Raw genomic sequence first — 22,386 nt, forward strand, 5'->3', positions numbered from 1 at the left:
AGACTTGGAGGCAGGATTCGAACCTGCGCCCTCCCGGAATACAGCCGGGTGTTCTGCCTGCTGAACTACTCCAAGAGGCGGGGGAAGCGACATGGAGGCGGGATTCGAACCCGCGCCCTCCCGGTTACGAGCCGGGTGATCTGCCGCTGATCTACTCCATGGTGTTCCCCGCGCCGGAAAGCCTAGGTCGGCGGGGGACCGCACCGCCACCGATATACGACGGGGCCGGCGGGCGGCGCCGAAGCGTCGCCCACCGGCAACCCAGGACCCGATGCCGAGCGCGGGACGGTCAGCGAGCTGCGGCGCCCGCGCGGCGTTTGGTCCAGATGTCGTACGCGACCGCGGCGAGCAGCACCGCGCCCTTGACGAGCATGACCCGTTCGCTGGGAGCGCCGATCAGCGACATGCCGTTGTTGATGACCGCCATGATCAGGCCGCCGGTGATGGCTCCGACGACCTTGCCGACCCCGCCCTGGACCGCGGCGCCGCCGATGAACGCGGCGGCGATGGCGTCGAGTTCGAAGTTGACGCCCGCCGTCGGCCCGGCCTGGTTGAGGCGGCCGGCGAAGATGATGCCGGCCAGCGCGGCGAGGACGCCCATGTTGACGAAGACCCAGAACGTCACCGATTTGACCTTGACCCCGGACAGGGTCGCGGCCTGCAGGTTCCCGCCGATGGCGTAGATGTGCCTGCCGAACACGGATTTCCCGGCGACGAGCGAGTAGCCGAGCACGAGGACGGCGAGCAGGACGAGGACCCAGGGGAGATTGCGGAACCGGGCGAGCTGCACGACGACGGCGAGCACGAGCGCGGCGGCGACGGCGATTTTGAGCACGAACAGCGGGAACGGGTCGACTTCCTGGCCGTAGCCGAGCCGGGCGGTGCGCTTGCGCCATTGGGTGAGCACGATCCCGGCGACCACCACGACCCCGGCGAGGAGGCTGAAGAGGTCGGCTCCGCCGAGCGGGCCGAGGCCGATGTTGCCGAGGTAGCCGCCGGTGAAGCCGTTGGACAGGGTGCGGATGGCGTCCGGGAACGGGCCGATGCCCTGGTTGCCGAGCACGGTCAGGGTGAGCGCGCGGAAGGCGAGCATCCCGGCCAGTGTCACGATGAAGGCGGGGATGCCGAAGTAGGCCACCCAGTATCCCTGCCAGGCGCCGATCACCGCGCCGACCACAAGGGTGAGCACGACCGCGAGCGGCCAGGGCAGCCCGAGGTTGACCGTGAGGACCGCGGCGACCGCGCCGGTCATCGCCACGACCGAGCCCGCGGAGAGGTCGATGTGCCCGGAGATGATCACCAGGATCATCCCGATGGCGAGGATCAGCACGTAGGAGTTCTGCACGATGATGTTCGAGATGTTCTGCGGTTCGAGCAGCGCGCCGCCGGTGATCGCCTCGAACAGCACCACGATCAGCGCGAAGGCGACGTAGATGCCGCTCTGCCGGAGGTTGATCGAAATCCGCCGGGGGCTGCGCCCCGCGGGCGGGGCGGCCGGATCGGCTGGCCGCACGGGGTTCGTGGTGGTCATGTCCGTTCCTTCGTCATGTGTCGCATGAGCAGTTCCTGGGTGGCCTCGGCGCGGGCGACCTCGCCGGTGATCCGGCCCGCGGACAGGGTGTAGATGCGGTCGCAGAGCCCGAGCAGCTCGGGGAGCTCGGAGGAGATGACGAGGACCGCCTTCCCCTGCGCGGCCATCTCGTTGACGATCGTGTAGATCTCGTACTTCGCGCCGACGTCGATGCCGCGGGTGGGCTCGTCGAGGATGAGCACGTCCGGGTCGGTGAAAATCCACTTGGCCAGCACGACTTTCTGCTGGTTCCCGCCGGACAGCTTGCCGGTGACGCTGCGCACCGACGGGGCCTTGATCCGGAGGTCGCGGTGGAACCGGATCGCGACGTCGTGTTCGCTGTGCTCGTTCACCCAGCCGCGGCGCGAGAGCGCCGGCAGCCCGGCCGCGGAGGTGTTGCGCTGGATGTCGTCGATCAGGTTGAGCCCGTACAGTTTCCGGTCTTCGGTGGCGTAGGCGATGCCGTTGCGGATGGCGTCGCGGACGGACTTGAGGGTGATCTCCTTGCCGTCCTTGACCAGCCGGCCCGAGATGTTCGTGCCGTACGAGCGGCCGAACACGCTCATCGCGAGTTCGGTGCGGCCCGCGCCCATCAGCCCGGCGAGCCCGACGATCTCGCCCCGGCGCAAGGTCAGGTTCGCCCCGTCCACCACGACCCGGCCGGGCTGGCTCGGGCTGTGCACGGTCCAGTCCTCGATCCGCAGCACCTCGTCGCCGATGTCCGGTTCCCGCGGCGGGAACCGGTGTTCGAGGTCGCGCCCGACCATGCCGGTGATGATGCGTTCCTCGCTCAGCCCGGCCGCGTCGAGCGTTTCGATCGTCTTGCCGTCGCGCAGGATCGTGACGGTGTCGGCGATCGCGATGACCTCGCCGAGCTTGTGCGAGATGATCACGCACGTGACGCCGTCGTCGCGCAGTTCGCGCAGCAGCGCGAGCAGATGGGCCGAATCGTCGTCGTTGAGCGCGGCGGTCGGCTCGTCGAGGATGAGCAGTTTGACGCGCTTGGACAGGGCTTTGGCGATTTCGACCAGCTGCTGTTTGCCCACGCCGAGTTCGCTGACCGGCGTGACCGGGTTCTCGCGCAGCCCGACCCGGCGCAGCAGGTCGGCGGCCTCGTGGTTGGTCCGGTTCCAGTCGAGCCAGCCGCGCTTGGCCCGCTCGTTGCCGAGAAAGATGTTCTCGGCGATCGAAAGCTGCGAGCACAGCGCGAGTTCCTGGTGGATGATCACGATGCCGCGGCGTTCGCTGTCCCGGATGGACCCGAACGCGCAGTCCTGGCCGTCGAAGGCGATTTCGCCGTCGTAGCTGCCGTGCGGGTAGACGCCGGACAGGATTTTCATCAGGGTGGATTTCCCGGCGCCGTTCTCGCCGCAGACGGCGTGGATCTCCCCGCGCCGCACCGAGAGCGTGACGTCGGACAGCGCGGTGACGCCGGGAAAGGTCTTGGTGATCCCGCGCATGCCGAGCAGTTCGGTCATTTCAGCTGGCCCGCCGTGTAGTAGCCGGAGTCGAGCAGTTCCTTCTGGTAGTTGGACTTGTCCACCACGACCGGCTGCAGCAGCTGGGCCGGGACGATCTTGGTGCCGTTGTTGTAGTCGGTCGTGTTGTTGACCGCCGGCTTCTGTCCCTTGAGGACGGAGTCGGCCATTTTCACCGTGACGTCGGCGAGCTTGCGGGTGTCCTTGAAGACGGTGGAATACTGCTCGCCGGCGATGATCGACTTGACCGAGGCGACTTCGGCGTCCTGTCCGGTGACCACCGGATAGGGCTGTCCGGCGGTGCCGTAGCCGTTGCTCTTGAGCGCGGACAGGATGCCGATCGACAGGCCGTCATACGGGGAGAGCACGCCCTGGACCTTCGCGCCGCCGGTGTAGGTCTTGGTCAGCAGGTCTTCCATGCGGCGCTGCGCGGTCGCCGGGTCCCAGCGCAGGATCGCGGTCGGCGCGAAGTCGACCTGGCCGCTCTTCACGATCAGCTTCTTGCTGGCGATCAGCGGCTTGAGCACCGACATGGCGCCGTTGTAGAAGAAGGTCGCGTTGTTGTCGTCGGGCGATCCGCCGAACAGTTCGATGTTGAACGGACCGGGTCCGTCGCCGAGGCCCTTGAGCAGCGAGTTGGCCTGTTCGACGCCGACCTTGAAGTTGTCGAAGGTGGCGTAGTAGTCGACGGCGGGGGAGTTGCGGATCAGCCGGTCGTAGGCGATGACCGGGACCTTGCGGTCGGCGGCCTCCTGCAGCTGGGTGGTGAGCGCGGTGCCGTCGATCGAGGCGACGATCAGCAGTTTCGCGCCCTTGGTCAGCTGGTTCTCGATCTGGTTGACCTGGGTGGGGATGTCGTTCTCGGCGTACTGCAGGTCGACCTTGTAGCCGAGCTTTTCCAGCGCGGCCTTGATGTTGTCGCCGTCGTGGATCCAGCGTTCGGACGATTTGGTCGGCATCGTGACACCGACGAGCGCGCCGGCGGACCCGCCCGCCTGCTGGTCGACGGTTTTCGCGCTCGACCCGCACGCGGCGAGGCCGAACCCGAGCACGGCGACTCCGGCCGCCGCGGCGGCGGTGCGGATTCCTCGAATGAACCTCATTGTTCGTTCTCCTTCTCTCAGAAACCCTGGGCGAGCCGGTGGTAGGCCTGGTTCCAGCGGATGCGGTCGGCGAAGTCCGCCGTGGTGGTGTTCTCGTCGATGAGGAGCAGTTCGACGTCGAGCATGCGGGCGAAGTCCCGCACGGTCTCGGTGCCGACCGCCTGGGTGAGCACGGTGTGGTGCGGTCCGCCCGCGGTGATCCACGCTTCGGCGGACGTGGTGAGCGACGGCGTGGGCTTCCACACGGCGCGCGCCACCGGCAGGTTCGGCAGCGGTTCGTCGGGCGGGACGACGTCGATTTCGTTGGCCACCAAGCGGAACCGGTCGCCGAGGTCGGTCAGGCCCAGCACCGCGCCCCGGCCGGGCGCGGCGTCGAAGACCAGCCGGACCGGGTCCTCGCGGCCGCCGATGCCGAGCGGGTGGATCTCGCACGACGGCGTGGCCGCGGCGATGCTGGGGCACACCTCGAGCATGTGCGCACCGAGGATTTTCGGTTCGCCGGGTCCGAAATGGTAGGTGTAATCTTCCATGAACGACGTTCCGCGGTCCGAGCCGCGGCCCATCGCCTTCACCGCGGCCAGCAGCGCGGAGGTTTTCCAGTCGCCCTCGCCGCCGAAGCCGTAGCCTTCGGACATCAGCCGCTGCACGGCCAGTCCCGGCAGCTGGCGCAGTCCGCCGAGATCCTCGAAGTTCGTGGTGAACGCGCCGAATCCGCCTTCGGTGAGGAAGGACCGCAGGCCGAGTTCGATCCGCGCGGCATACCGCAGCGATTCGTGCCGTTCCCCGTCGTGCGCCAGCTCCGGAGCGAGCGCGTACTCGTCCGCGTACTGCGCGACCAGGCCGTCGACGTCCGCTTCGGAGGCCGCGTCGACCCGCTCGGCGAGTTCGGTGACGCCGTAAGTGTTGACCGAGACGCCGAACCGCAGCTCGGCCTCGACCTTGTCGCCTTCGGTGACCGCGACGTCGCGCATGTTGTCGCCGAACCGGGCCAGTTTCAAGGTCCGCAGATGCGCCGCGCCGATCGCCGCCCGCGCCCACGCGTCGATGCGGGCGACCACCGCCGGATCGGCCGCGTGGCCGGCGACGGTCTTGCGCGGGATCCCGAGCCGGGTCTGGACGAACCCGAACTCGCGGTCGCCGTGCGCGGCCTGGTTGAGGTTCATGTAGTCCATGTCGAGACTGGCCCACGGCAGCGTCGCGTCGAGCTGGGTGTGCAAGTGCAGCAACGGTTTGCGCAGCGCGTCGAGACCGCCGATCCACATCTTCGCCGGGCTGAAGGTGTGCATCCACGCGATCACGCCGACGCAGGCGGGGTCGGCGTTGGCCTCCTGCAGCACCTGCCGGATGCCGGCGGACTCGGTCAGCACCGGCTTGCCGGCCAGCTCGCACGGCAGCCCGCCGGAATCGGCCAGCAGCTGCCGGATACGCAGCGACTGCCCGGCGACCTGCTCGAGGGTCTCCTCGCCGTAGAGCGCCTGGCTGCCGGTGAGGAACCACACCTGCGGCTTGGTCGCGGAGGTCATCTTTTCTCCTTGCTGGCTCATGGTTTCAGCGCTGCCCGTAGACGTTCTGGTAGCGCGCGTGCAGCCGGTCGACGTCGGAGCCCGACAGCGGGACGGGCGTGCCGAGCTGGTGTGCGATGTGGACGGTGCGGGCGACGTCCTCGACCATCACCGCGGCCTTCACCGCGTCCCGCGCGGTGGCACCGACGGTGAACGGGCCGTGGTTGCGCATCAGGACCGCGGGGGAGCGGGTCGCGCGGAGGGTTTCCACGATGCCGCGGCCGATCGAGTCGTCGCCGATCAGCGCGAACGGGCCGACCGGGATCTCGCCGCCGAACTCGTCGGCGATCATCGTGAGCACGCAGGGGATCGGCTCGCCGCGCGCGGCCCAGGCCGTGGCGTAGGTCGAATGCGTGTGCACGACGCCGCCGACCTCGGGCAGATGCCGGTAGACGTAGGCGTGCGCGGCGGTGTCGGAGGACGGCGCGAGTTCGCCGTGCACGAGCTTGCCGTGCAGGTCGGTGACGACCATCGTGTCGGGAGTCAGGTCGTCATAGGACACGCCGGACGGCTTGATCACCATCAGGTCCTCGCCGGGCACCCGCGCCGACACATTGCCCGAGGTCCAGACGACCAGTTCGTTGCGCGTCAGCTCGCTGTGCAGCCGCGCGACGGATTCCTTCAGCTCCGCGATAGTCCCGCGCGCCTGTGCGGTCAGCGTCATCAGTTCTGTCCTTTCGCGACAGTGGCCAGTTCGCGGCGGCGCGCGGCGAGACGGTGCAGCACGTCGTTGCCGCCGCGGCCGAAGTAGTCGTGCAGCGCGGTGTATTCCGCGTACAGCTCGTCGTAGGCCGATACGTTCGACAGCACCGGCTGGTACGCCATCCGCTGGACCGAGCCCATCGCCGCGGCGGCCGCGCGCACGTCGGGGTAGGCGCCCGCGGCGATCGCGGCGTGGATGGCCGAGCCCAGCGCGGGCCCTTGCGCCGAGCCGATCACCGAGAGCGGGAGGCCGGTGACGTCGGCGTAGATCTGCATCAGCAACTGGTTCTTCGTGAGCCCGCCCGCGACGATCAGCTCGGTGACCGGCACTCCGGCGGCTTCGAAGGTCTCGATGATTTTCCGGGTGCCGAACGCGGTGGCCTCCAGCAAGGCCCGGTAGACGTGCTCGGGCCGGGTGCTCAGGGTCTGCCCGGCGATCACCCCGGACAGCTCGTGGTCGACCAGGACCGACCGGTTGCCGCTGTGCCAGTCGAGCGCGACCAGGCCGTGCTCGCCGATCTCCTGCTGTTCCGCGAGCCGGGTCAGGACCTCGTGCAGGGACAGCCCTTCCGCCCGCGCAGTGTCCGAATAGGACGCTGGGACGCAGTGCTCGACGAACCAGCCGAAGATGTCGCCGACACCGCTCTGGCCCGCTTCGTAGCCCCAGAGCCCGGGGACGATGCCGCCGTCGACGACTCCGCACATGCCCGGCACCTCGCGCAGGTCGGCGCCGTTCATGACGTGACAGGTCGACGTGCCCATGATCGCGACCATCTGGCCCGGCTCGACCGCCTGCGCGGCCGGCGCGGTGACGTGCGCGTCGACGTTCCCGACCGCGACCGCGATCCCGGCGGGCAGCCCGGTCCAGGCCGCGGCCTGCGTGCTCAGCTTCCCGGCGAGCGAGCCGAGCTGCCCGATCGGATGGTCGAGTTTCTCGTCCACAAAGGACTCGAATCCGGGATTGAGCGCGCGGAGGAACTCCCGGCCGGGGTAGCGGCCGTCCTGGTGGATCCCCTTGTACCCGGCCGTGCAGGCGTTGCGGACGTAGGTCCCGGTGAGCTGCCAGACGATCCAGTCCGCCGCCTCGACCCAGTGCCGCATGGCCCGGTAGACCTCGGGGGCTTCCTCGAACAGCTGCAGGGCTTTGGCGAACTCCCATTCGGACGAGATCAGCCCGCCGTACCGCGGCAGCCACGGCTCCCCGAGTTCGCGGGCCGCGGCGTTGATGCGATCGGCCTGCGGTTGCGCGGCGTGATGCCGCCACAGCTTCACATACGCGTGCGGATTGCCCGCGAATTCCGGGAGTTCGGACAGGGGAGTGCCGTCCGCGGTGGCCGGGATCATCGTGCAGGCGGTGAAATCCGTGCCGATCCCGATCACGTCCCGCGGATCGGCTCCCGCGTCGGCCAGCGCGGCGGGCACGGCGGTGCGCAGGACGTCCACGTAGTCCGACGGAACCTGCAACGCCCAGCCCGGCGGCAGCTCCTCGGCCGTGGCGGGAAGCCGGTCGTCGACGACCCCGTGCCGGTACTCGGTCACGGCGGTCCCCAGTTCGGCGCCGTCGCGCACCCGGACCACGACCGCGCGCCCGGACAGCGTGCCGAAGTCGAGGCCTACGACGAGGGGATCTGCTGGCACTGGAGGGATTTCCTTCCGGATTCCGCGCCGCGCGACGGGATGCCGCTCGGCTGTTAGCGCTAACATTTCGAAGTGTTCGCGTGCTCGGGAGCGGCGTCGCGGCGCCGCTATCGGGGTCCGGTGCTGTCCCGGACGATCAGATCGGGTGCGACGAGATGGCGGACGCCGGGGTCGCCGCCTTCCATGCGTTCGACGAGCAACCGGAAGGTCCGCCGCCCGACCTCGATGAAATCCTGCCGGACGGTGGTGAGCGGCGGGCTGAAGTAGGCGGCCTCGGGAACGTCGTCGAAACCGGCCACGCGGACCTGCCCCGGCACCGAGAGACCCGCCTCGGCGAACGCGCGCAGCACGCCCAGCGCCATCTGGTCGTTCGCGACGAACACCGCGTCCGGCTGGGTTTCGGCGACCAGGCGACGCCCCGCGTCGTAGCCGGAACGAGGACTCCAGTCCCCGCGCAGCGGCGGCGGCACCCTGGCGCCGCGCCGTTCGAGCGCTTCCCGCCAGCCGCGTTCCCGCTCCAGCGATTCCAGCCAGTCCTCCGGCCCGGCGACGTGCCACACGGTTTCGTGCCCGAGCGACAGCAGATGCTCGGTCACCCGCCGGGCCCCGTCGTACTGGTCGACCGAAATCACCGGCACCGGAGCCGATTCGCCGCCGCCGACCGCGACCATCGGGATGTCTTCGGGCACCTGCCGCAACGCCTCGCCGGCCGCGACGTGCGGCGCGATGACCACTATCCCGCCGACCGCCTGCCGCCGCAGATTGTCCACTGCCTCGGCGAACGTCGACCTCCGCGGGCGGCTGACGCTGGAGATCGTGACGCCGTAGCCCTCTTCGCGGGCGGCGTGCTCGATGCCGTACAGCGTGCTCGCCGGACCGTACAAATTGGACTCCAGCGCGACGACGCCGAGAATGCTCGACCTCCCGGTCGCCAACGTCCTGGCCGCCGAATTGGGCCGGTACCCCAGTTGTTCCACCGCGGCCAGCACCCGCGCCCGCGTTTCCGCGCGAACGGGCCCGGTGTCGTTCACGACGCGGGAGACGGTCATGTGCGAAACGCCTGCCATCGCCGCCACTTCGGCAAGCCCCGGCTGGCGTTTGGCTGAAGACCCGTCGGCGGGCATTCCCGCACCTCCTCGCTGAAGTCCGCGGGTATGAGCATCGCAATGTTAGCGATAACAGACGGCGGGTCAACCCTTTCTTCGGAATAGGTTGCCGGACTGATGCGAGAGCGGCGGCAGCCAGAGACGAGCAGGCAAAGCCGTGTCACCGGCGCGGAACCGGCCGCGAAAGCCGCAGTTCGATCAAGTCCGCGCCCCGGCGCAACAGGTCCACCCATTGCTCCGGGTCGTGGTCGAAGCGGGCCGCGGACCAGCCGACCGACAGGCTTCCGTACGGTTCGCCGCGCAAGAAGACCGGCACCGCGAGAGTTGCCACACCGGTGTCGTACTCGCCGGTGGTGAACGCCCAGCCGCGCACGGCGACCTCGGCCAGTTGCTCGCGCAGGACGGCGAGGTCGGTGACCGTGTCCGGCGTGAACCGGGCCATCGGGCGGTCGGCGAACAGCCGGTCTCGCTCCTCTTCGGACAGGAACGCGAAGTACGCCTTGCTGGTCGCGCCCGCGTGCGCCGGGTACAGCTCGCCGACCAGCGAGTAGCCGCGCAGCCGTCCGTCCGCGCCTTCCGCGGCCAGCACGCACCGGGTGTGCGCGCCGTCGGGCAGGGACAGCAGGGCGGCGTGCCCGGTCTGGGCGGCCAGGTCGGTCAGGACCGGGGCCACCAGCAGGTCCAGCGCGCCGGCCCGGTCCCACATCCGGCCCAGGTGCAGCGCGGCCGGGCCGATCCGGTACTTGCGGGTGCTGTCGTCGCGGACCAGGAAACCGCGGTGGGCCAGCACGGCCAGGAGCCGCTGGGCGATCGACGTGTGCAGCCCGAACTCGCGGGCCACCGCGGTGACTCCCCATTCCGGGCGGGCGCGGTCGAACGCGAGCAGCACCTGCAGCGCGCGGTCCGCGGTCTGCGGCAGGCCGGGCGGGGTGGTGCGGTCGTCGGGGTCCGGCATCCCGCCATTGTGCGAATAACGGGAAATGTTTGTAAAGCGGGCGGGCTCGGACGGAATCTGGTCGGACCAATCCCCGCCTGCTTTGACTTCTCCAGAGGAACCACATGCTCAAACACGTCCTGGAACTGCTCGAAATCCTCGACGACCCGGCGGTGACCGGGAAGGAGGTCGTCGGCTACCTCGACGCCGTCGCCGGCGCGGACGGCAGCGGCGCGGAGATCACGACGGTGCCCGGCCCGGCCGGGAAGACCGACTTCGTCCGGGTGCGAGTGCCCGGCAGCCGCGGCCGCACCGCGGGCGGCGACGCGCCCACGCTCGGCGTGGTGGGCCGGCTCGGCGGGGTCGGCGCCCGGCCGGAGGTGACCGGGTTCGTGTCCGACGGGGACGGCGCCGCCGCGGCGCTCGCCGCTGCCGCCAAGCTGCTGTCCATGCGCGCTCGCGGGGACGTGCTGGCCGGCGACGTGCTGATCGGGACGCACATCTGCCCGGACGCGCCGACCCTGCCGCACGATCCGGTGCCGTTCATGAACTCGCCGGTCGACATCGCCACGATGAACAGGTACGAGCTGTCCGGCGAGATGGCCGCCGTGCTGTCGATCGACACCACCAAGGGCAACCGGGTGATCAACCACCGCGGGCTCGCGCTGTCCCCGACCGTGCGCAGCGGCTACATCCTGCGGGTCTCCGAGGGGCTGGGCGAACTGCTGGAGGCGGTGACCGGCGCGCCGCTGGTGACCTACCCGATCACCACGCAGGACATCACGCCCTACGGCAACGGCGTCTACCACCTGAACTCGATCCTGCAGCCGTCGACCGCGACGGACGCGCCGGTCGTGGGACTGGCGATCACCTCGGCGGCGACCGTCGCGGGCTGCGCGACCGGCGCCAGTCACGAGACGGACATCGCGGCCGCCGCGCGCTACGCGGTCGAGGTCGCCAAGCAGTTCGGCGCGGGCGCGCTGCACTTCCACGACGAGGCGGAGTTCGCCAACCTGCGAGCCCGCTACGGCTCGATGGCGCACCTGCAGACGCTGGGCACGGAGGTGGCCGGATGAACACCGCGACGAAAACCGCGAAGCAGACCAAGAAGCGGATCGGCAACGACGACTACTCGCTGCGCCGCGTCCCCCAGGAGGCCCGCTACGGGTTCGGGTCGATGCTGCTGCAGTGGCTCGCGCAGTCCGGGTCGCTGTCGCAGTTCGTGCTCGGCGCGACGCTCGGCGTCGGGATGCGGTTCTCCGACGCGTTCTGGGCGTTCACCCTCGGCGCGGTGATCCTGGAGGCGGTGATCTTCCTGATCGGCCTTGCCGGCCAGCGGGAGGGCCTCACCATGACGATGCTGACCCGGTTCACCGGCTTCGGCCGCAACGGCTCCGCGCTGGTGAGCCTGGTGATCGCGATCAGCCTGGTGGGCTGGTTCGGCGTGCAGAACGGCATCTTCGGCAAGAGCATGCACGCCCTCGTCGGCGGGCCGCCGTGGCTGTGGTGCGCGGTGTCCGGCGTCGTCTTGACGCTGCTGGTGATCTACGGCTTCAAGTACATGATGTGGCTGGCGAAGATCGCCGTGCCGCTGTTCTTCGGACTCGTGGCCTGGAGCGTCATCTCGACCCTGTCCGACCACTCGGTGGGCGCGCTGATGTCGGCGGCGCCGACCGCGACGGCGATCACCATCCCCGCCGCGGCGACGATCATCGCCGGCGGCTACATGACCGGGGCCGTGGTCGCCCCGGACATGACCCGGTTCAACCGCAAGGGCTGGCACGTCCTGCTGCAGAGTTCGGCGTCGATCGTCCTGTCGGAATACATCGTCGGCATGACCGGCGTGCTGCTCGGGCACCTGGTCGGCAGTTCCGACGTCACGCACATCGTGCTGTCCACTTCGGGCTTCGTCGGGTTGATCGTGGTGGTGCTGGCGACCGCGAAGATCAACGACTGGAACCTTTACGGCTCTTCGCTGGGCGTGGTGAACTTCGTGCGGACCGTGTTCGGCCGCCCGTTGCACCGCGGTGTCGTCACCCTGGTGATCGGGTTCGCCGGGACGGTGCTGTCCGCGATCGGCTTCCTTCAGCATTTCACTGCGTTCCTGTCGGTGCTCGGGGTCGCGATCCCGCCGGTGGGCGGCATCATCGTGGCCGAATACTTCCTGGTGCGCCGCCTTTCCACGCCGCTGCGGGAAACCCGGGCGGACGGCCGGGTCCCGGCCACCATGCCGGTGTGGGTGCCCGCCACGCTCGCGGTGTGGGCGGCGGCGTTCTGCGTCGGCAAGTTCGTGCACTGGGGCATCCCGGCGCTGAACTCGCTGTTGACCGCCGCGATCCTGTACACGGTCCTGGGCCTGGCCGGGCTGATCCGGCCGGTGGGCTCGGTGGATCTGGAGGAGGTGGGCCGGTGACCAGCGCACAGGACGAGGTGGTCGACCTCTGCCGGGACCTGATCCGGATCGACACGTCCAACCCGGGCGCCGCTGAGCGGCCGGCCGCCGAGTACGTCGCGGAGAAACTCTCCGACGCCGGGCTGGAGCCGACGCTGGTGGAAAGCGCGCCCGGCCGGGCCAGCGTGTTCGCCCGTGTGTCCGGAGTGGACTCTTCGCGGCCCGCGCTGCTGCTGCACGGGCATCTGGACGTGGTGCCCGCGGACGCGGACGAGTGGAGCGTCCCGCCGTTCTCCGGGGAGATCGCCGACGGCATGCTGTGGGGCCGCGGCGCGATCGACATGAAGGACTTCGACGCGGCGATCCTCGCGCTGGCGCGGCAGTTCGGCCGCGCCGGCGAAAAACCGCCGCGGGACATAGTGTTCGGCTTCCTCGCCGACGAGGAGGGCGGCGGGAAGTTCGGTTCGCACTGGCTGGCCGAGAACCGCCGCGATCTGTTCGACGGCGTGGGCGAGGCGATCACCGAGGGCGGCGGGGTGTCGTTCGACCTCGGCAACGGCAGCAGGCTGTATCCGATCGAGTGCGCGCAGCGCGGGCAGGCGTGGCTGCGGCTGGTCGCCACCGGCCGCGCCGGGCACGGGTCCTCGCCGAACGACGAGAACGCGGTCACCGATCTGGCCGAATCGCTCGCCCGGATCGGGCGGCACCGGTTCCCGGTCCGGCTGATCGCCCCGGTGCGCGCACTGCTGGAACGCGCGGCGGACCTGCTCGGCGTCCCGTTCGATCCGTCCGACGTGGACGGAAGCCTGGCGCGGATGGGCCGGGTGCGGGAGCTGGTGGAGGTGATCCTGCGCAATTCGGCGAACCCCACCATGATCTCCGGCGGGTACCAGGTCAACGTCATTCCCGGCCGGGCCACCGCCGCGGTCGACGGCCGGTTCCTGCCGGGGTACGAACAGGAACTGCTGGACACGATCGACAAGCTGCTGCTGCCGTCGGTGCGCCGCGAATTCATCCACCGGGACATCGCGATGGAAAGCGGTTTCGACGGCCCGCTGGTGGACGCGATGTGCGCGGCCATCGCCGCCGAGGATCCGGACGGGCACCCCGCCCCGTACTGCAACGCCGGCGGCACCGACAACAAGGCGCTGTCCGCGCTCGGCATCCGCGGCTTCGGGTTCAAAGCGCTGCGCGTTCCGCCGGAACTGCCCTACCACCGGCTGTTCCACGGCGTGGACGAACGGGTGCCGCTGGAGTCCTTGCGGTTCTCCGTCCGGGTCCTGGACCGGCTGCTGCGGACGTGCTGAACAATGGCGGGCGGACCAAGGAGAATCGTGTGACTGACTTGCTGTTGCTGTCCAATTCGACCAACCACGGCCGCGGCGCGCTCGAACACGCGCTGGACGCGGTGGCCGAGGTGCTGGACGGGCGCACCGAGCTGGTGTTCGTGCCGTTCGCGCTGGCCGACCACGACGGCTACACCGAGCGCATCGCGGCCGCGCTGGCACCGCTCGGGGTGCGGGTGCGCGGGCTGCACACCGCCGACGACCCGGTCGCCGCGGTGCGCTCGGCCCCGGCGGTCTACACCGGCGGCGGCAACACCTTCCGCCTGCTGGCCGAACTGTACCGCCAGCGGCTGCTGGAACCGTTGCGGGACAGGGTTTCCGAGGGGATGCCTTACCTCGGGGCCAGCGCGGGCACCAATATCGCCGGCCCGACGGTGCGCACCACCAACGACATGCCGATCGTGGAGCCGCCGAGCCTGACCTCGCTGGGCCTGGTGCCGTTCCAGCTCAACCCGCACTACGTCGACCCCGACCCGGGCAGCACGCACATGGGCGAGACTCGGGAGAAGCGGCTAGCGGAATTCCACGAGTGCAACGACATTCCGGTGCTCGGCCTGCGCGAGGGCACGTGGCTGCGCGTGCGCGGAGACTGGGCGGAACTGGCAGGCGTCTCCACGAGCGGCGGCGCACCCGGCCGGTTGTTCCGGCGCGGCATGCCGGGAGAGGACCTGTCCGGCGACGTCAGCGACCTGCTCGCCCCGGCGAGCGAACCGGTGTGGGGCTGACTGTTCGGCGGCTAAGGGCACCGGTCTGCCGGTGATCGGAGGGGAAGGGCTGGGCCTGCGGGCTCGGCCCTTCCCCGTTTTCGGCCTCGGGGGAGTGCGTCGAGCAGCAGCCTTCGGGCTCGTCGACGTGCCGGAGGACTCTCGGAATCCCGCCTAGAGCCAGGCGGGGAAGGCGGCGGCGAGCGAATGCGGGACCAGCTGCCGTGCGGGCTGGGGCCAGCTGCGGTCTTGCGGGCCGGGGAGCAGCTGCCGTGTTGCGGGCCGGGGAGCAGCTACCGTCGTGCGAGCGGGGCCAGTTGCCGCCCGCGATCCCGAGACCGGCCGCCGCTGCGAATCCGTGACCAGTTGCCGCCTTGTGAACCAGGGGTGGCTGTCGTCCTGCGGGCGGGGGCCAGCTGCCATCCTGCGATCCCGAGGCAGGCCGCCCCTGCGAACCCGGGACCACGTGCTGCCTCTGCGGCCCGCGCCTTGCCCTCACCTTCCGCCAGAACCCGCCGCCGAAAGAACTCTGCCGAGATAGCTTGACACAAGCATCTTAGGACAAAGATACTTCCGGCGACCCCGCCGGCCGAGGCGGCTGGTCTGGCGGCGCGGCGGGACCGCGCGGTCCGGGCCCGCCTCGCGAATGGTCCGGCCCGGAAAGGAACCGCTGTGACCGTGCCGAGAGAAGAGCGTGCGCCGTTGACCGCGTGGCTGGGCGTGCTGGCGCTGCTGGCGGTCGTGGCGATTTCCTACATCGACCGGGTCAACGTGTCCGTGCTGATCACCGATCCCGCGTTCGCGCATCACTTCGGGATCGCGGGCAACCGGGCCGCGCAGGGTGCGTTGATGACGTTGTTCCTGGCTGGTTACGGAATCGCGGCCATGCTGATCACGCCGTGGTACGAGGCGGTTTTCGGGGTCCGGCGCGGATTGATCGTCAGCCTGGCGTGCTGGGCGCTGTTCACCCTCGTGTCCCCGTACGCCGGGAGCGCGCTGGTGCTGCTGACGCTGCGGTTCCTGCTCGGGGCCAGCGAGGGACCGCTGTTCTCGCTGAAGACCATGTACGTCAAGGACAATTTCGCCGAAGGCGCATGGGGCAAGCCCAACGCGGTCAGTTCGATGGGCGTTTCGCTGGGCACGGCGCTGGGCATCCCGGTGATCACCTTCGCCCTCGTGCACTTCGGCTGGCACGGCTCGTTCCTCCTGCTCGCGGCGCTCAACCTCGTCGTCGGCCTGCCGCTGGTCGCCCTGTTCGTCCGAGCCTCGCGGCGCCGGACAGCGGTCCGGGAACCGGCGCTGCGGCGGTTCGCCGGAGCGTTGCGCACGCCCAAGCTCGGCTGGATCCTGCTGATCGAGGTGGCCACGCTCGGCTATCTGTGGGGCAGCACCTCCTGGCTCCCGTCGTATTTGCTGCAGGCACGGCATTTCTCGCTGGCGCAGATGAGCGCGCTGTCGGCGCTGCCGTTCGTGGTCAGCCTCGGTTCGGGTTTCCTCGGCGGATACCTCATCGACCGGATGCCCGGCCGCCGGGTGCCGCTCGTGCTGGTGATCGGCAGCATCGGCACCGCGCTGTGCGCGACGACCGTGACGTTCGCCGATTCGCGCTGGCTCGCGGCGGCGACCCTGATCCTCGCCAACGCGTTCTGGGGCCTGCAGGGCCCGGCGATTCCGACACTGGTGCAGCAATACGCGCCGGCGGGCTCCGTGGGCAGCGCCTACGGCGTGATCAACGGGGTCGGCAATCTGGTGTCCGCGCTGCTTCCCACGCTGATGGGCGTGGCGATCGCGGCGGGCGGAGACCACGGGTTCGCCGCCGGGTACGCGCTTCTGGCCGCTACGCAGCTGCTCACGCTGCTCGGTGCCGTCGTGCTGCTCCGCGGTCGCGCCCCGGCGGGGAAACCCGCTGCGGCCGATCAGCCCGCGGCGCAGTCTCGTTAGGACGTAGGCCACCGGCTAGGCTCCGTCCGCATGCCGCGGGACAAGGAGCCGATGACGATGGACCCGGTCGACCAGGTGGTGGCGGACTGGGCGCGCCAGCGCCCGGACCTGGACGCCTCGCCGATCGCGGTCTTCGGCCGGGTCCGCCGGATCGCCGACCTCGCCGCGGGCGGCCTCCGCGGGTACCTCGCCCCGTACGGCCTGACCCCGGGCGAGTTCGACATCCTGTGCAACCTGCGCCGCGCCGGACGCCCCTACCGGAAGACGCCGTCGGAGCTGGCGGCCTCCGCGCTCGTCACCTCCGGCGCTCTCACCGGGCGGCTGGACGCGCTGGAACGCGACGGGCTGATCCGCCGCCGCGACCACCGGGCCGACCGCCGGGTCAGCTACGCCGAACTGACCGCCGCTGGCCGCAAGCTCATCGACCGGGTTCTCGAAGGACACCTCGCCCGGGAAGAAGCGCTCCTCGCCAGCCTGGGCGAAGCCGACCGCAAGGACATCGAACGGGCGCTCGCCCTGCTGGAACACGCCGTCCGGGAAGCGGGTCCGGAACGGTAGCCGACCAGTCTCCGCCGACCACGTCCGACTTGCCGCGACGCCTGGTCGCGGACTTCTCCGAGCTGGTGCCGCGGGCGTCAGGCCAGCGAGCCCGCGCGGCGGCCGAAGACGACCCCGGCCGCCAGGCCTGAGCCGCCGGGGTAGTTGCCGGAGAAGAGGCCGCCGAGCATCTCGCCGCAGGCGTAGAGCCCGGGCAGGGCGCGGCCGCGGTCGTCGAGGACCCGGCCGTGCGGGTCGCAGCTCAGGCCGCCGAAGGTGAAAGTGATGCCGCAGGTCACCGCGTACGCGTAGAAGGGACCGGTGGTGAGCGGCGTCGCCCAGTTGCTTTTCGGCGGCCTCGTGTCGGCTCGGCGGCCGTCTTTGACGTTGGGGTCGAACGGGATCGAGACGTCGATCGAGCGGTTGTAGTCGTTGACGGTCTTGGCGAGTCGTTCGGGATTGACGCCGATCCGTTCGGCCAGTTCTTCGACGCTGCCGGCGCTCGCGACGGAGACGCCCGGCATGTCGTATTCCTCGGAGCGCAGCATCGGGCGGAGGCAGGCGTCGAAGATCTGATACGCGACGGAGCCGGGTTGTTCGAGGATTTCCTTGCCGTACTTGGCATAGGTGTAGTTCCGGAAGTCCGCGCCTTCGTCCAGGAACCGTTCTCCGTCGCGGTTGACGATGATGCCGAGCGGATAGCTCTGCCGCGTGAGCCGGTTGGTCAGCTCGCGATTCGATTCGTTGCCGGGTGTGAAGGCGTCCCACTGGGTCGAGTGACACGACTGCCAGTCCCCGCCCTTGGCCGCTCCGAGCGAGAGCGCGGCGGTGATCATCTGGCCGGTATTGAAGGGCGTTCCCCGGACCTTGGCGTTTTCCCAGCCCGGGCCGAGATGTGCCCGCCGCAGCTCCCGGTTCGCCTCGAAGCCGCCCGCGGCGAGGACGACCGAATCCGAGCGCAGTTCGTGGACAACACCGTCGCCCTGCCGGACTTTCACTCCGGTGACGGCACCGTTTTCGGTCAGCAGGTCGAAGACGTCCTGTCCGTAGCGGACTTCCGTGCCGAGCCGGTCCGCGACCCGGACATGGTCGTGCATGAGTCCTGCCCCGCCGCCGACGTTTCCGACGTGCAGACCGCCCCAGAACAAGTAGGTGCCATCGGCACGCTCGTAGGCTTGCCGCTCGTACATCAGCCGGTACTTCAAGCCGAGCGAGTGCAGCCAGCGCAGCCCGGACGCGGCCTCGTTGACCAGCGCCTCGGTGAGTCCGGGGTCGTTGCGGCCGTTCGTGACCTTCGCGAGGTCCCGGGCGTAGTCGTCCGGCGAATACGGGGGCACGCGGGTGGTGGAATGCCGCTCGTCCGGCTCGATGAAGTCGAGGAGATCCTCGAGGCCGCGGTGGGCGATCCGGGTGGCTCCCGCCGTGTAGTAGCTGTTTCCGCCGAACTGCTCGCGCGGAGCTTTCTCGAGAACCAGCACCCGGCGGCCTCGCACCGCGGCGGCGTGCGCGGCGGTGAAAGCCGCGTTGCCGCCGCCGACGACGATGACGTCAGCGGCTTTTCCCGGGTTCGCGGTTTCGGCAGACGGGTTCAACGAAGGGTCCCTTCGGCGTTATCGGTGGCGCGCACCGGGTTTTCCGGCACTGCCGAGGCGGGTTCGCTGGGGGCTCCGGTCCGCGCGGACAGTGTTTCCAATGGGCGTTTTCCGGTGTGCGGCCCGAAGATCGCGATCGCCAGCGCGACGATCAGCCAGCAGGCCGCGATGTACACGAACACCGCCTGGTACCCGAGCCCGGCGAAGATGGACGCGACGAGCATCGGGCCGAAGATGTTCGCCAGGCGCCCGGTTCCGTACACCAGCCCGTGGCCGGCGTTGCGCAGTCCGGTGGGGAAAAGCTCGGGGCTGTAGGCGTAGAGAAGCGTGGCGAAGGTCTGGATCAGGAGATTGACGCAGAATCCGAAGACAACGATCGCCACCGGGTTGAAGGTCAGGCCGTAGGCCAGCCCGCTCGCCGCGGTGGCCAGGGCCGCGATCACGAGCGGAAGCTTGCGTCCGAGCCGGTCGGTCACCGGCCAGGCGAGCAGTGCGCCGGGGACCGCGCCGATCGTGGTGAGGGCGGAGAACCCGAGCGATTTGGCCACGCTGAAGCCGTGCTGCGTCAGGAGAGTGGGCACCCAGGCGACGAAACCGTAGAAGCCGAGGGTCTGGAAAATCCAGACGACCGCGAGGAACAAGGTGGTGCGGCCGTACGGGCTCTTGAACAGCTGCCGGTAGCCGCCGGGGCTCGCCGGAGTACTCGGCCCGGCCGGGACTTCGGCGAGCGGGGGCAGCGGCCCGGCCCGCTGCTCCAGCTTCTCGAGGACGGCCTCGGCCGCGGGCTGCCGGCCCTTGTGGACGAGCCAGCGCGGGCTTTCGGGCAGCGCCGCGAGCGCGGGAATGGCCAGCAACGCGGCCGAGCCGAGAACGAAGACCAGCCGCCAGGCACCGGATCCCAGCGGGACGATGCCGCGCGCCGAGAACGACATGAACGGGATGCCGGCGAGACCGACGGCCATCACGGCCGACTGCATCCGGCCGCGTCGCGCGGCGGGCATGACCTCGGAGATGTAGGTGGTCGCGGCAACGACCATCGCCGACAGGCCGACTCCGGTCAGAAAGCGGAAGACGACGAAGGTCGGCACGTTGACCCCGGCCGCGTTGACCAAGGAGAACAGCGAGAACAACGAGGTCGAACAGAGCAGGGCCCGTTTGCGGCCGATGAGGTCCGAGACCCGCCCGCCGAACGCCGCGCCGACCGCCATGCCCAGGAACGCCGCCGAGGTGACGACCGCGATGTCCCCGACGGAGAAGCCGAGGTGCTTGACCAGCGCCGGCGCGACGTAGGCGAAGGTGTTGAGGTCGCCGAACTCGAACAGGAACACGAAGGCCAGCGTGGCCAGGGCGAATTTGTGGGCTCTGGTGATCGGGAGACGGTCCAGGCGGGCGGCCGTCGTGAAGGGCGTGAGCACTTCTATCCTCCTTGATAGACGTGGCGTCCCGGTGGCGGGATCGAACGGGCAGGCGGCCGCGGGCGCGCCTTTCAGAGTGACACCGCGAGTTCGGCAGTGGCAGGGGGATGAACGTCGGGTTGGCGCCGCGCCGGGCGCGGACGGTCCGAGATCGGGATGTGCACGACGGCCGTCGCGAGCCTTCGGGCCGCTCGGCGCAACGAAACCGCTTCGACCTCCCGAGGGGAGGAGCGGTTCCACGCGACCTCGACCACGCCGGCGAGGGTCCCGATCCGCAACGACTGGCGGTCGTCCCCGACGCGTGCGTGCACGACGCTCCCGCGCCTCGCGGCCGCGACCGCCACCGCCACGGCCGAGGTCAGCCCGATCGCGGGGTGCGCGGCGTGCATGGAGAGCATGCGCACCGCGATGTCGTAATCCTGCGCCCGGACCAGCTTCCCGCTGGCAGTCCGGTAGTCCGCCGCGGGGCCGACCACGCCGGTCTTCGGCACCGCATGAGGCACCGGTCCGCCGGGCGGCACCAACCCGTGCCGGACCGCGCCTTCCGCACGGAAGGCGGTCAGCATGGGCAGCCGCTCGGCGATCTCGTCGGCGTTCTCGGTGGCGGTCATCGCCACGCTGGGTGCGTCGATCAGGATCGCGGGCGCTCCGGCGGCGACAAGGCTCGCCTCGGCGGTCGTTCCGCCCGCGCTGACGATCTGACTGGGGCGGCGAGTCGGGAACGAACGGTCGAGATCGAACGGCCCGCGGAACGCGAGTTCCACGTCCACGCCGCCCGATTCGACGCCCGGCACGAGGGCCTCGCCGGTCCGCGGCGCACGGCCGCCCGGGGTGGCGACCGCGGTCTGCAGGATGGCGCCGGTGTTGAGATTGCGCAGCCGCACGGTCGTCACGTCGCCCTCGACCGCGACAAGTCCTTCCTGCACCGCGTAAAGGCCGACGGCGGTGGCGCAGTTCCCGCAGTTGCTGCCCCATTCGACGCCCCGTTCGGCGATCCCCACCTGGCCGAAGAGGTAGTCGACGTCGGCGCCCGGACTCGTCGAACGGGAGACGACCGCGGCCTTCGACGTGGTCGACGTCGCTCCGCCGACCCCGTCGATCTGCCGGAGATCGCCCGAGCCGAAAGCGTTCGCCAGCACGACGTCGAGATCGAGCGGCAAGGCCGCCACCGCGTCCGCGGCGAAGATCCAGCATTTGCTGGTGCCGCCCCGCATCCACGCGCCCGGCAAGTCGACTGTGCCCGCTGTGGGATCCACCTCGAACTCCTTTGGTTGCTGGCTTCCCGAGCAAGCGTGCGACACCGCGTCGGTTCAAACCAGCTAAAGTTGCTCAAGGTGGCTTAAGCTGAGCTGTAGGCTGTCGGGATGAGGATGGACATCCGGCGGATGCTCGTGCTGGTCGAGGTTTCCCGCGCGGGCTCGCTGACCGCGGCGGCGGAGAGCCTCAGCTACACGGTTTCCGCGGTTTCCCAGCAGATCGGGCAGCTGGAGGACGAGGCGGGGCAACCGCTGATCGAGCGCCGGCCGCGGGGCGTGACGCTCACCGAGGCCGGCCGCGCCGTGGTGCGCCACGCGGAGAAGATCGAGCGGATCGTGTCAGCGGCCCACGAGGAACTGCGCGACCTCGCCGGGCTCAACACCGGGACGCTGCGGCTCGGCACGGTCCCGACGGTGACCGAATCGTTCCTGCCGACGGCGATCTCCGCGTTCCGCGAGCATCATCCCGGCGTGGACCTGCGCGTCCACAGCGCCCAGCTCTCCGGCCTCGAACATCTCCTCGAATCGCGCGAGATCGAACTGGCCATCACCTGGGACCGCGAGCGGCCCGCCGACGAGCCCGGGAAAAGCCTGACGAGCGAACTGATCTTCCGCGATCCGAACGTGCTGCTAGTGCCGTCCAGCCACCCTCTGGCCGAGCGGTCGTCGGTCCGGATGGAAGAGCTCCGGCACGAGCCGTGGATCATCCGCACCTCGCCCAACGTCCTGGCGCTGCTCAACGCGGCCTGCGAGGCGGCGGGCTTCGACCCGATCGTCAGCTTCGAAGCGCGCAGCTACCAGGAAGCACAGGCGATGGTCGCGGTCGGCATGGGCATCGCGCTGGTGCCCCGGCTGTCGCTTTACAGCCTGCGCAACGACATCCGGGTCCTCGCCGCCATCTCGCCGCGCCCGCCGAGCCGCCGGATCGTGCTCGCCCACCGGCGCGGGGAACGGCTTTCCCCCGCCGGATCGGCGATGCGGAAACTGCTGATCGAGACCGGCCGGAACTGGACGCCCGCGTAGCTTCGGCCTCGGCGGAAACGGAGTGTCCGCGGGCCCTGCTGGGGTTTCCCCGGCGCGGTGGAGGTCCGTGAGGGGAACCCCGAGGGA

18 protein-coding genes and 2 tRNA genes are annotated in these 22,386 nt (G+C 70.0%); 7 read left to right on the forward strand and 13 right to left on the reverse strand.

From position 1 onward, the window contains the following. Positions 1 to 2 precede the first annotated feature (2 nt). The 10 genes from H5411_RS36285 to H5411_RS48635 all read right to left on the reverse strand — a co-directional run bounded on the left by H5411_RS36285 (position 3) and on the right by H5411_RS48635 (position 10,114). A tRNA-Tyr gene (locus H5411_RS36285) sits at positions 3 to 75 on the reverse strand. 14 nt (positions 76 to 89) lie between these two features. Next, positions 90 to 161 (reverse strand) — tRNA-Thr (locus H5411_RS36290). A gap of 128 nt (positions 162 to 289) precedes the next feature. Continuing rightward, the gene (mmsB, locus tag H5411_RS36295; protein WP_101440628.1) at positions 290 to 1,531 is read right to left on the reverse strand and encodes a multiple monosaccharide ABC transporter permease; all 1,242 of its coding nucleotides are present in this window, start codon (positions 1,529 to 1,531) and stop codon (positions 290 to 292) included. Continuing rightward, entirely contained in the window at positions 1,528 to 3,048 is a 1,521-nt protein-coding gene (gene mmsA / locus H5411_RS36300) for a multiple monosaccharide ABC transporter ATP-binding protein (RefSeq protein ID WP_101440627.1), read from the reverse strand. Before mmsA ends, mmsB begins: the two co-directional genes overlap by 4 nt. After that, on the reverse strand, positions 3,045 to 4,151 hold the full coding sequence (gene chvE / locus H5411_RS36305) for a multiple monosaccharide ABC transporter substrate-binding protein (protein WP_101440626.1): 1,107 nt from the start codon (positions 4,149 to 4,151) through the stop codon (positions 3,045 to 3,047). The genes mmsA and chvE overlap by 4 nt, the downstream gene beginning before the upstream one ends. Before the next feature lie 17 nt (positions 4,152 to 4,168). Then, positions 4,169 to 5,674 carry an L-arabinose isomerase gene (araA, locus tag H5411_RS36310; protein WP_101440625.1) on the reverse strand — a complete coding sequence of 502 codons (1,506 nt, stop codon included), beginning with the start codon at positions 5,672 to 5,674 and terminating at the stop codon, positions 4,169 to 4,171. 25 nt (positions 5,675 to 5,699) lie between these two features. After that, entirely contained in the window at positions 5,700 to 6,377 is a 678-nt protein-coding gene (locus tag H5411_RS36315) for an L-ribulose-5-phosphate 4-epimerase (protein WP_101440624.1), read from the reverse strand. Next, positions 6,377 to 8,053, reverse strand: a complete 1,677-nt coding sequence (araB, locus tag H5411_RS36320) for a ribulokinase (RefSeq protein WP_101440623.1) — start codon at positions 8,051 to 8,053, stop codon at positions 6,377 to 6,379. The genes H5411_RS36315 and araB overlap by 1 nt, the downstream gene beginning before the upstream one ends. A gap of 107 nt (positions 8,054 to 8,160) precedes the next feature. Next, positions 8,161 to 9,177, reverse strand: a complete 1,017-nt coding sequence (locus H5411_RS36325; protein ID WP_101440622.1) for a LacI family DNA-binding transcriptional regulator — start codon at positions 9,175 to 9,177, stop codon at positions 8,161 to 8,163. 142 nt (positions 9,178 to 9,319) lie between these two features. After that, positions 9,320 to 10,114: an IclR family transcriptional regulator gene (locus tag H5411_RS48635; protein ID WP_101440621.1), complete on the reverse strand. Its 795-nt coding sequence runs from the start codon at positions 10,112 to 10,114 to the stop codon at positions 9,320 to 9,322. A gap of 104 nt (positions 10,115 to 10,218) precedes the next feature. Between H5411_RS48635 and H5411_RS36335 the strand changes: the two genes are divergently transcribed. From H5411_RS36335 to H5411_RS36360, 6 genes are all read left to right on the forward strand, one after another. Further along, a complete protein-coding gene (locus H5411_RS36335; protein WP_101440620.1) occupies positions 10,219 to 11,169 on the forward strand; it encodes a DUF1177 domain-containing protein in 951 nt (316 codons plus the stop codon). Then, positions 11,166 to 12,506 (forward strand): cytosine permease, encoded by a 1,341-nt coding sequence (locus tag H5411_RS36340; RefSeq protein ID WP_101440619.1) that lies wholly within the window; start codon positions 11,166 to 11,168, stop codon positions 12,504 to 12,506. Before H5411_RS36335 ends, H5411_RS36340 begins: the two co-directional genes overlap by 4 nt. Beyond that, positions 12,503 to 13,792 carry a M20/M25/M40 family metallo-hydrolase gene (locus tag H5411_RS36345; RefSeq protein ID WP_183126427.1) on the forward strand — a complete coding sequence of 430 codons (1,290 nt, stop codon included), beginning with the start codon at positions 12,503 to 12,505 and terminating at the stop codon, positions 13,790 to 13,792. The genes H5411_RS36340 and H5411_RS36345 overlap by 4 nt, the downstream gene beginning before the upstream one ends. A 29-nt stretch (positions 13,793 to 13,821) precedes the next feature. Then, on the forward strand, positions 13,822 to 14,556 hold the full coding sequence (gene pepE, locus H5411_RS36350; RefSeq protein ID WP_183126428.1) for a dipeptidase PepE: 735 nt from the start codon (positions 13,822 to 13,824) through the stop codon (positions 14,554 to 14,556). 651 nt (positions 14,557 to 15,207) lie between these two features. Continuing rightward, positions 15,208 to 16,476 (forward strand): MFS transporter, encoded by a 1,269-nt coding sequence (locus H5411_RS36355; protein ID WP_208637592.1) that lies wholly within the window; start codon positions 15,208 to 15,210, stop codon positions 16,474 to 16,476. 30 nt (positions 16,477 to 16,506) lie between these two features. Next, positions 16,507 to 17,034, forward strand: a complete 528-nt coding sequence (locus H5411_RS36360) for a MarR family winged helix-turn-helix transcriptional regulator (protein ID WP_244194912.1) — start codon at positions 16,507 to 16,509, stop codon at positions 17,032 to 17,034. Between the two features lie 77 nt (positions 17,035 to 17,111). On the opposite strand, the gene tcuA is transcribed toward H5411_RS36360, so the two are convergent. The 3 genes from tcuA to H5411_RS36375 form a co-directional block, all read right to left on the reverse strand. After that, positions 17,112 to 18,605, reverse strand: a complete 1,494-nt coding sequence (gene tcuA / locus H5411_RS36365; RefSeq protein WP_101440615.1) for an FAD-dependent tricarballylate dehydrogenase TcuA — start codon at positions 18,603 to 18,605, stop codon at positions 17,112 to 17,114. Beyond that, positions 18,602 to 20,020, reverse strand: coding sequence for an MFS transporter (locus H5411_RS36370; RefSeq protein ID WP_101440614.1), 1,419 nt, complete (start codon positions 20,018 to 20,020; stop codon positions 18,602 to 18,604). The genes tcuA and H5411_RS36370 overlap by 4 nt, the downstream gene beginning before the upstream one ends. Positions 20,021 to 20,091: 71 nt before the next feature. Further along, positions 20,092 to 21,276, reverse strand: coding sequence for a PrpF domain-containing protein (locus tag H5411_RS36375; RefSeq protein WP_208637591.1), 1,185 nt, complete (start codon positions 21,274 to 21,276; stop codon positions 20,092 to 20,094). Positions 21,277 to 21,384: 108 nt separating this feature from the next. Here H5411_RS36375 and H5411_RS36380 point away from each other — a divergent pair, with 108 nt between their 5' ends. Beyond that, positions 21,385 to 22,299: a LysR family transcriptional regulator gene (locus H5411_RS36380; protein ID WP_101440613.1), complete on the forward strand. Its 915-nt coding sequence runs from the start codon at positions 21,385 to 21,387 to the stop codon at positions 22,297 to 22,299. Positions 22,300 to 22,386 lie beyond the last annotated feature (87 nt).

Source organism: Amycolatopsis echigonensis, assembly GCF_014174495.1.
Taxonomy (GTDB): Bacteria; Actinomycetota; Actinomycetes; order Mycobacteriales; family Pseudonocardiaceae; genus Amycolatopsis; species Amycolatopsis echigonensis.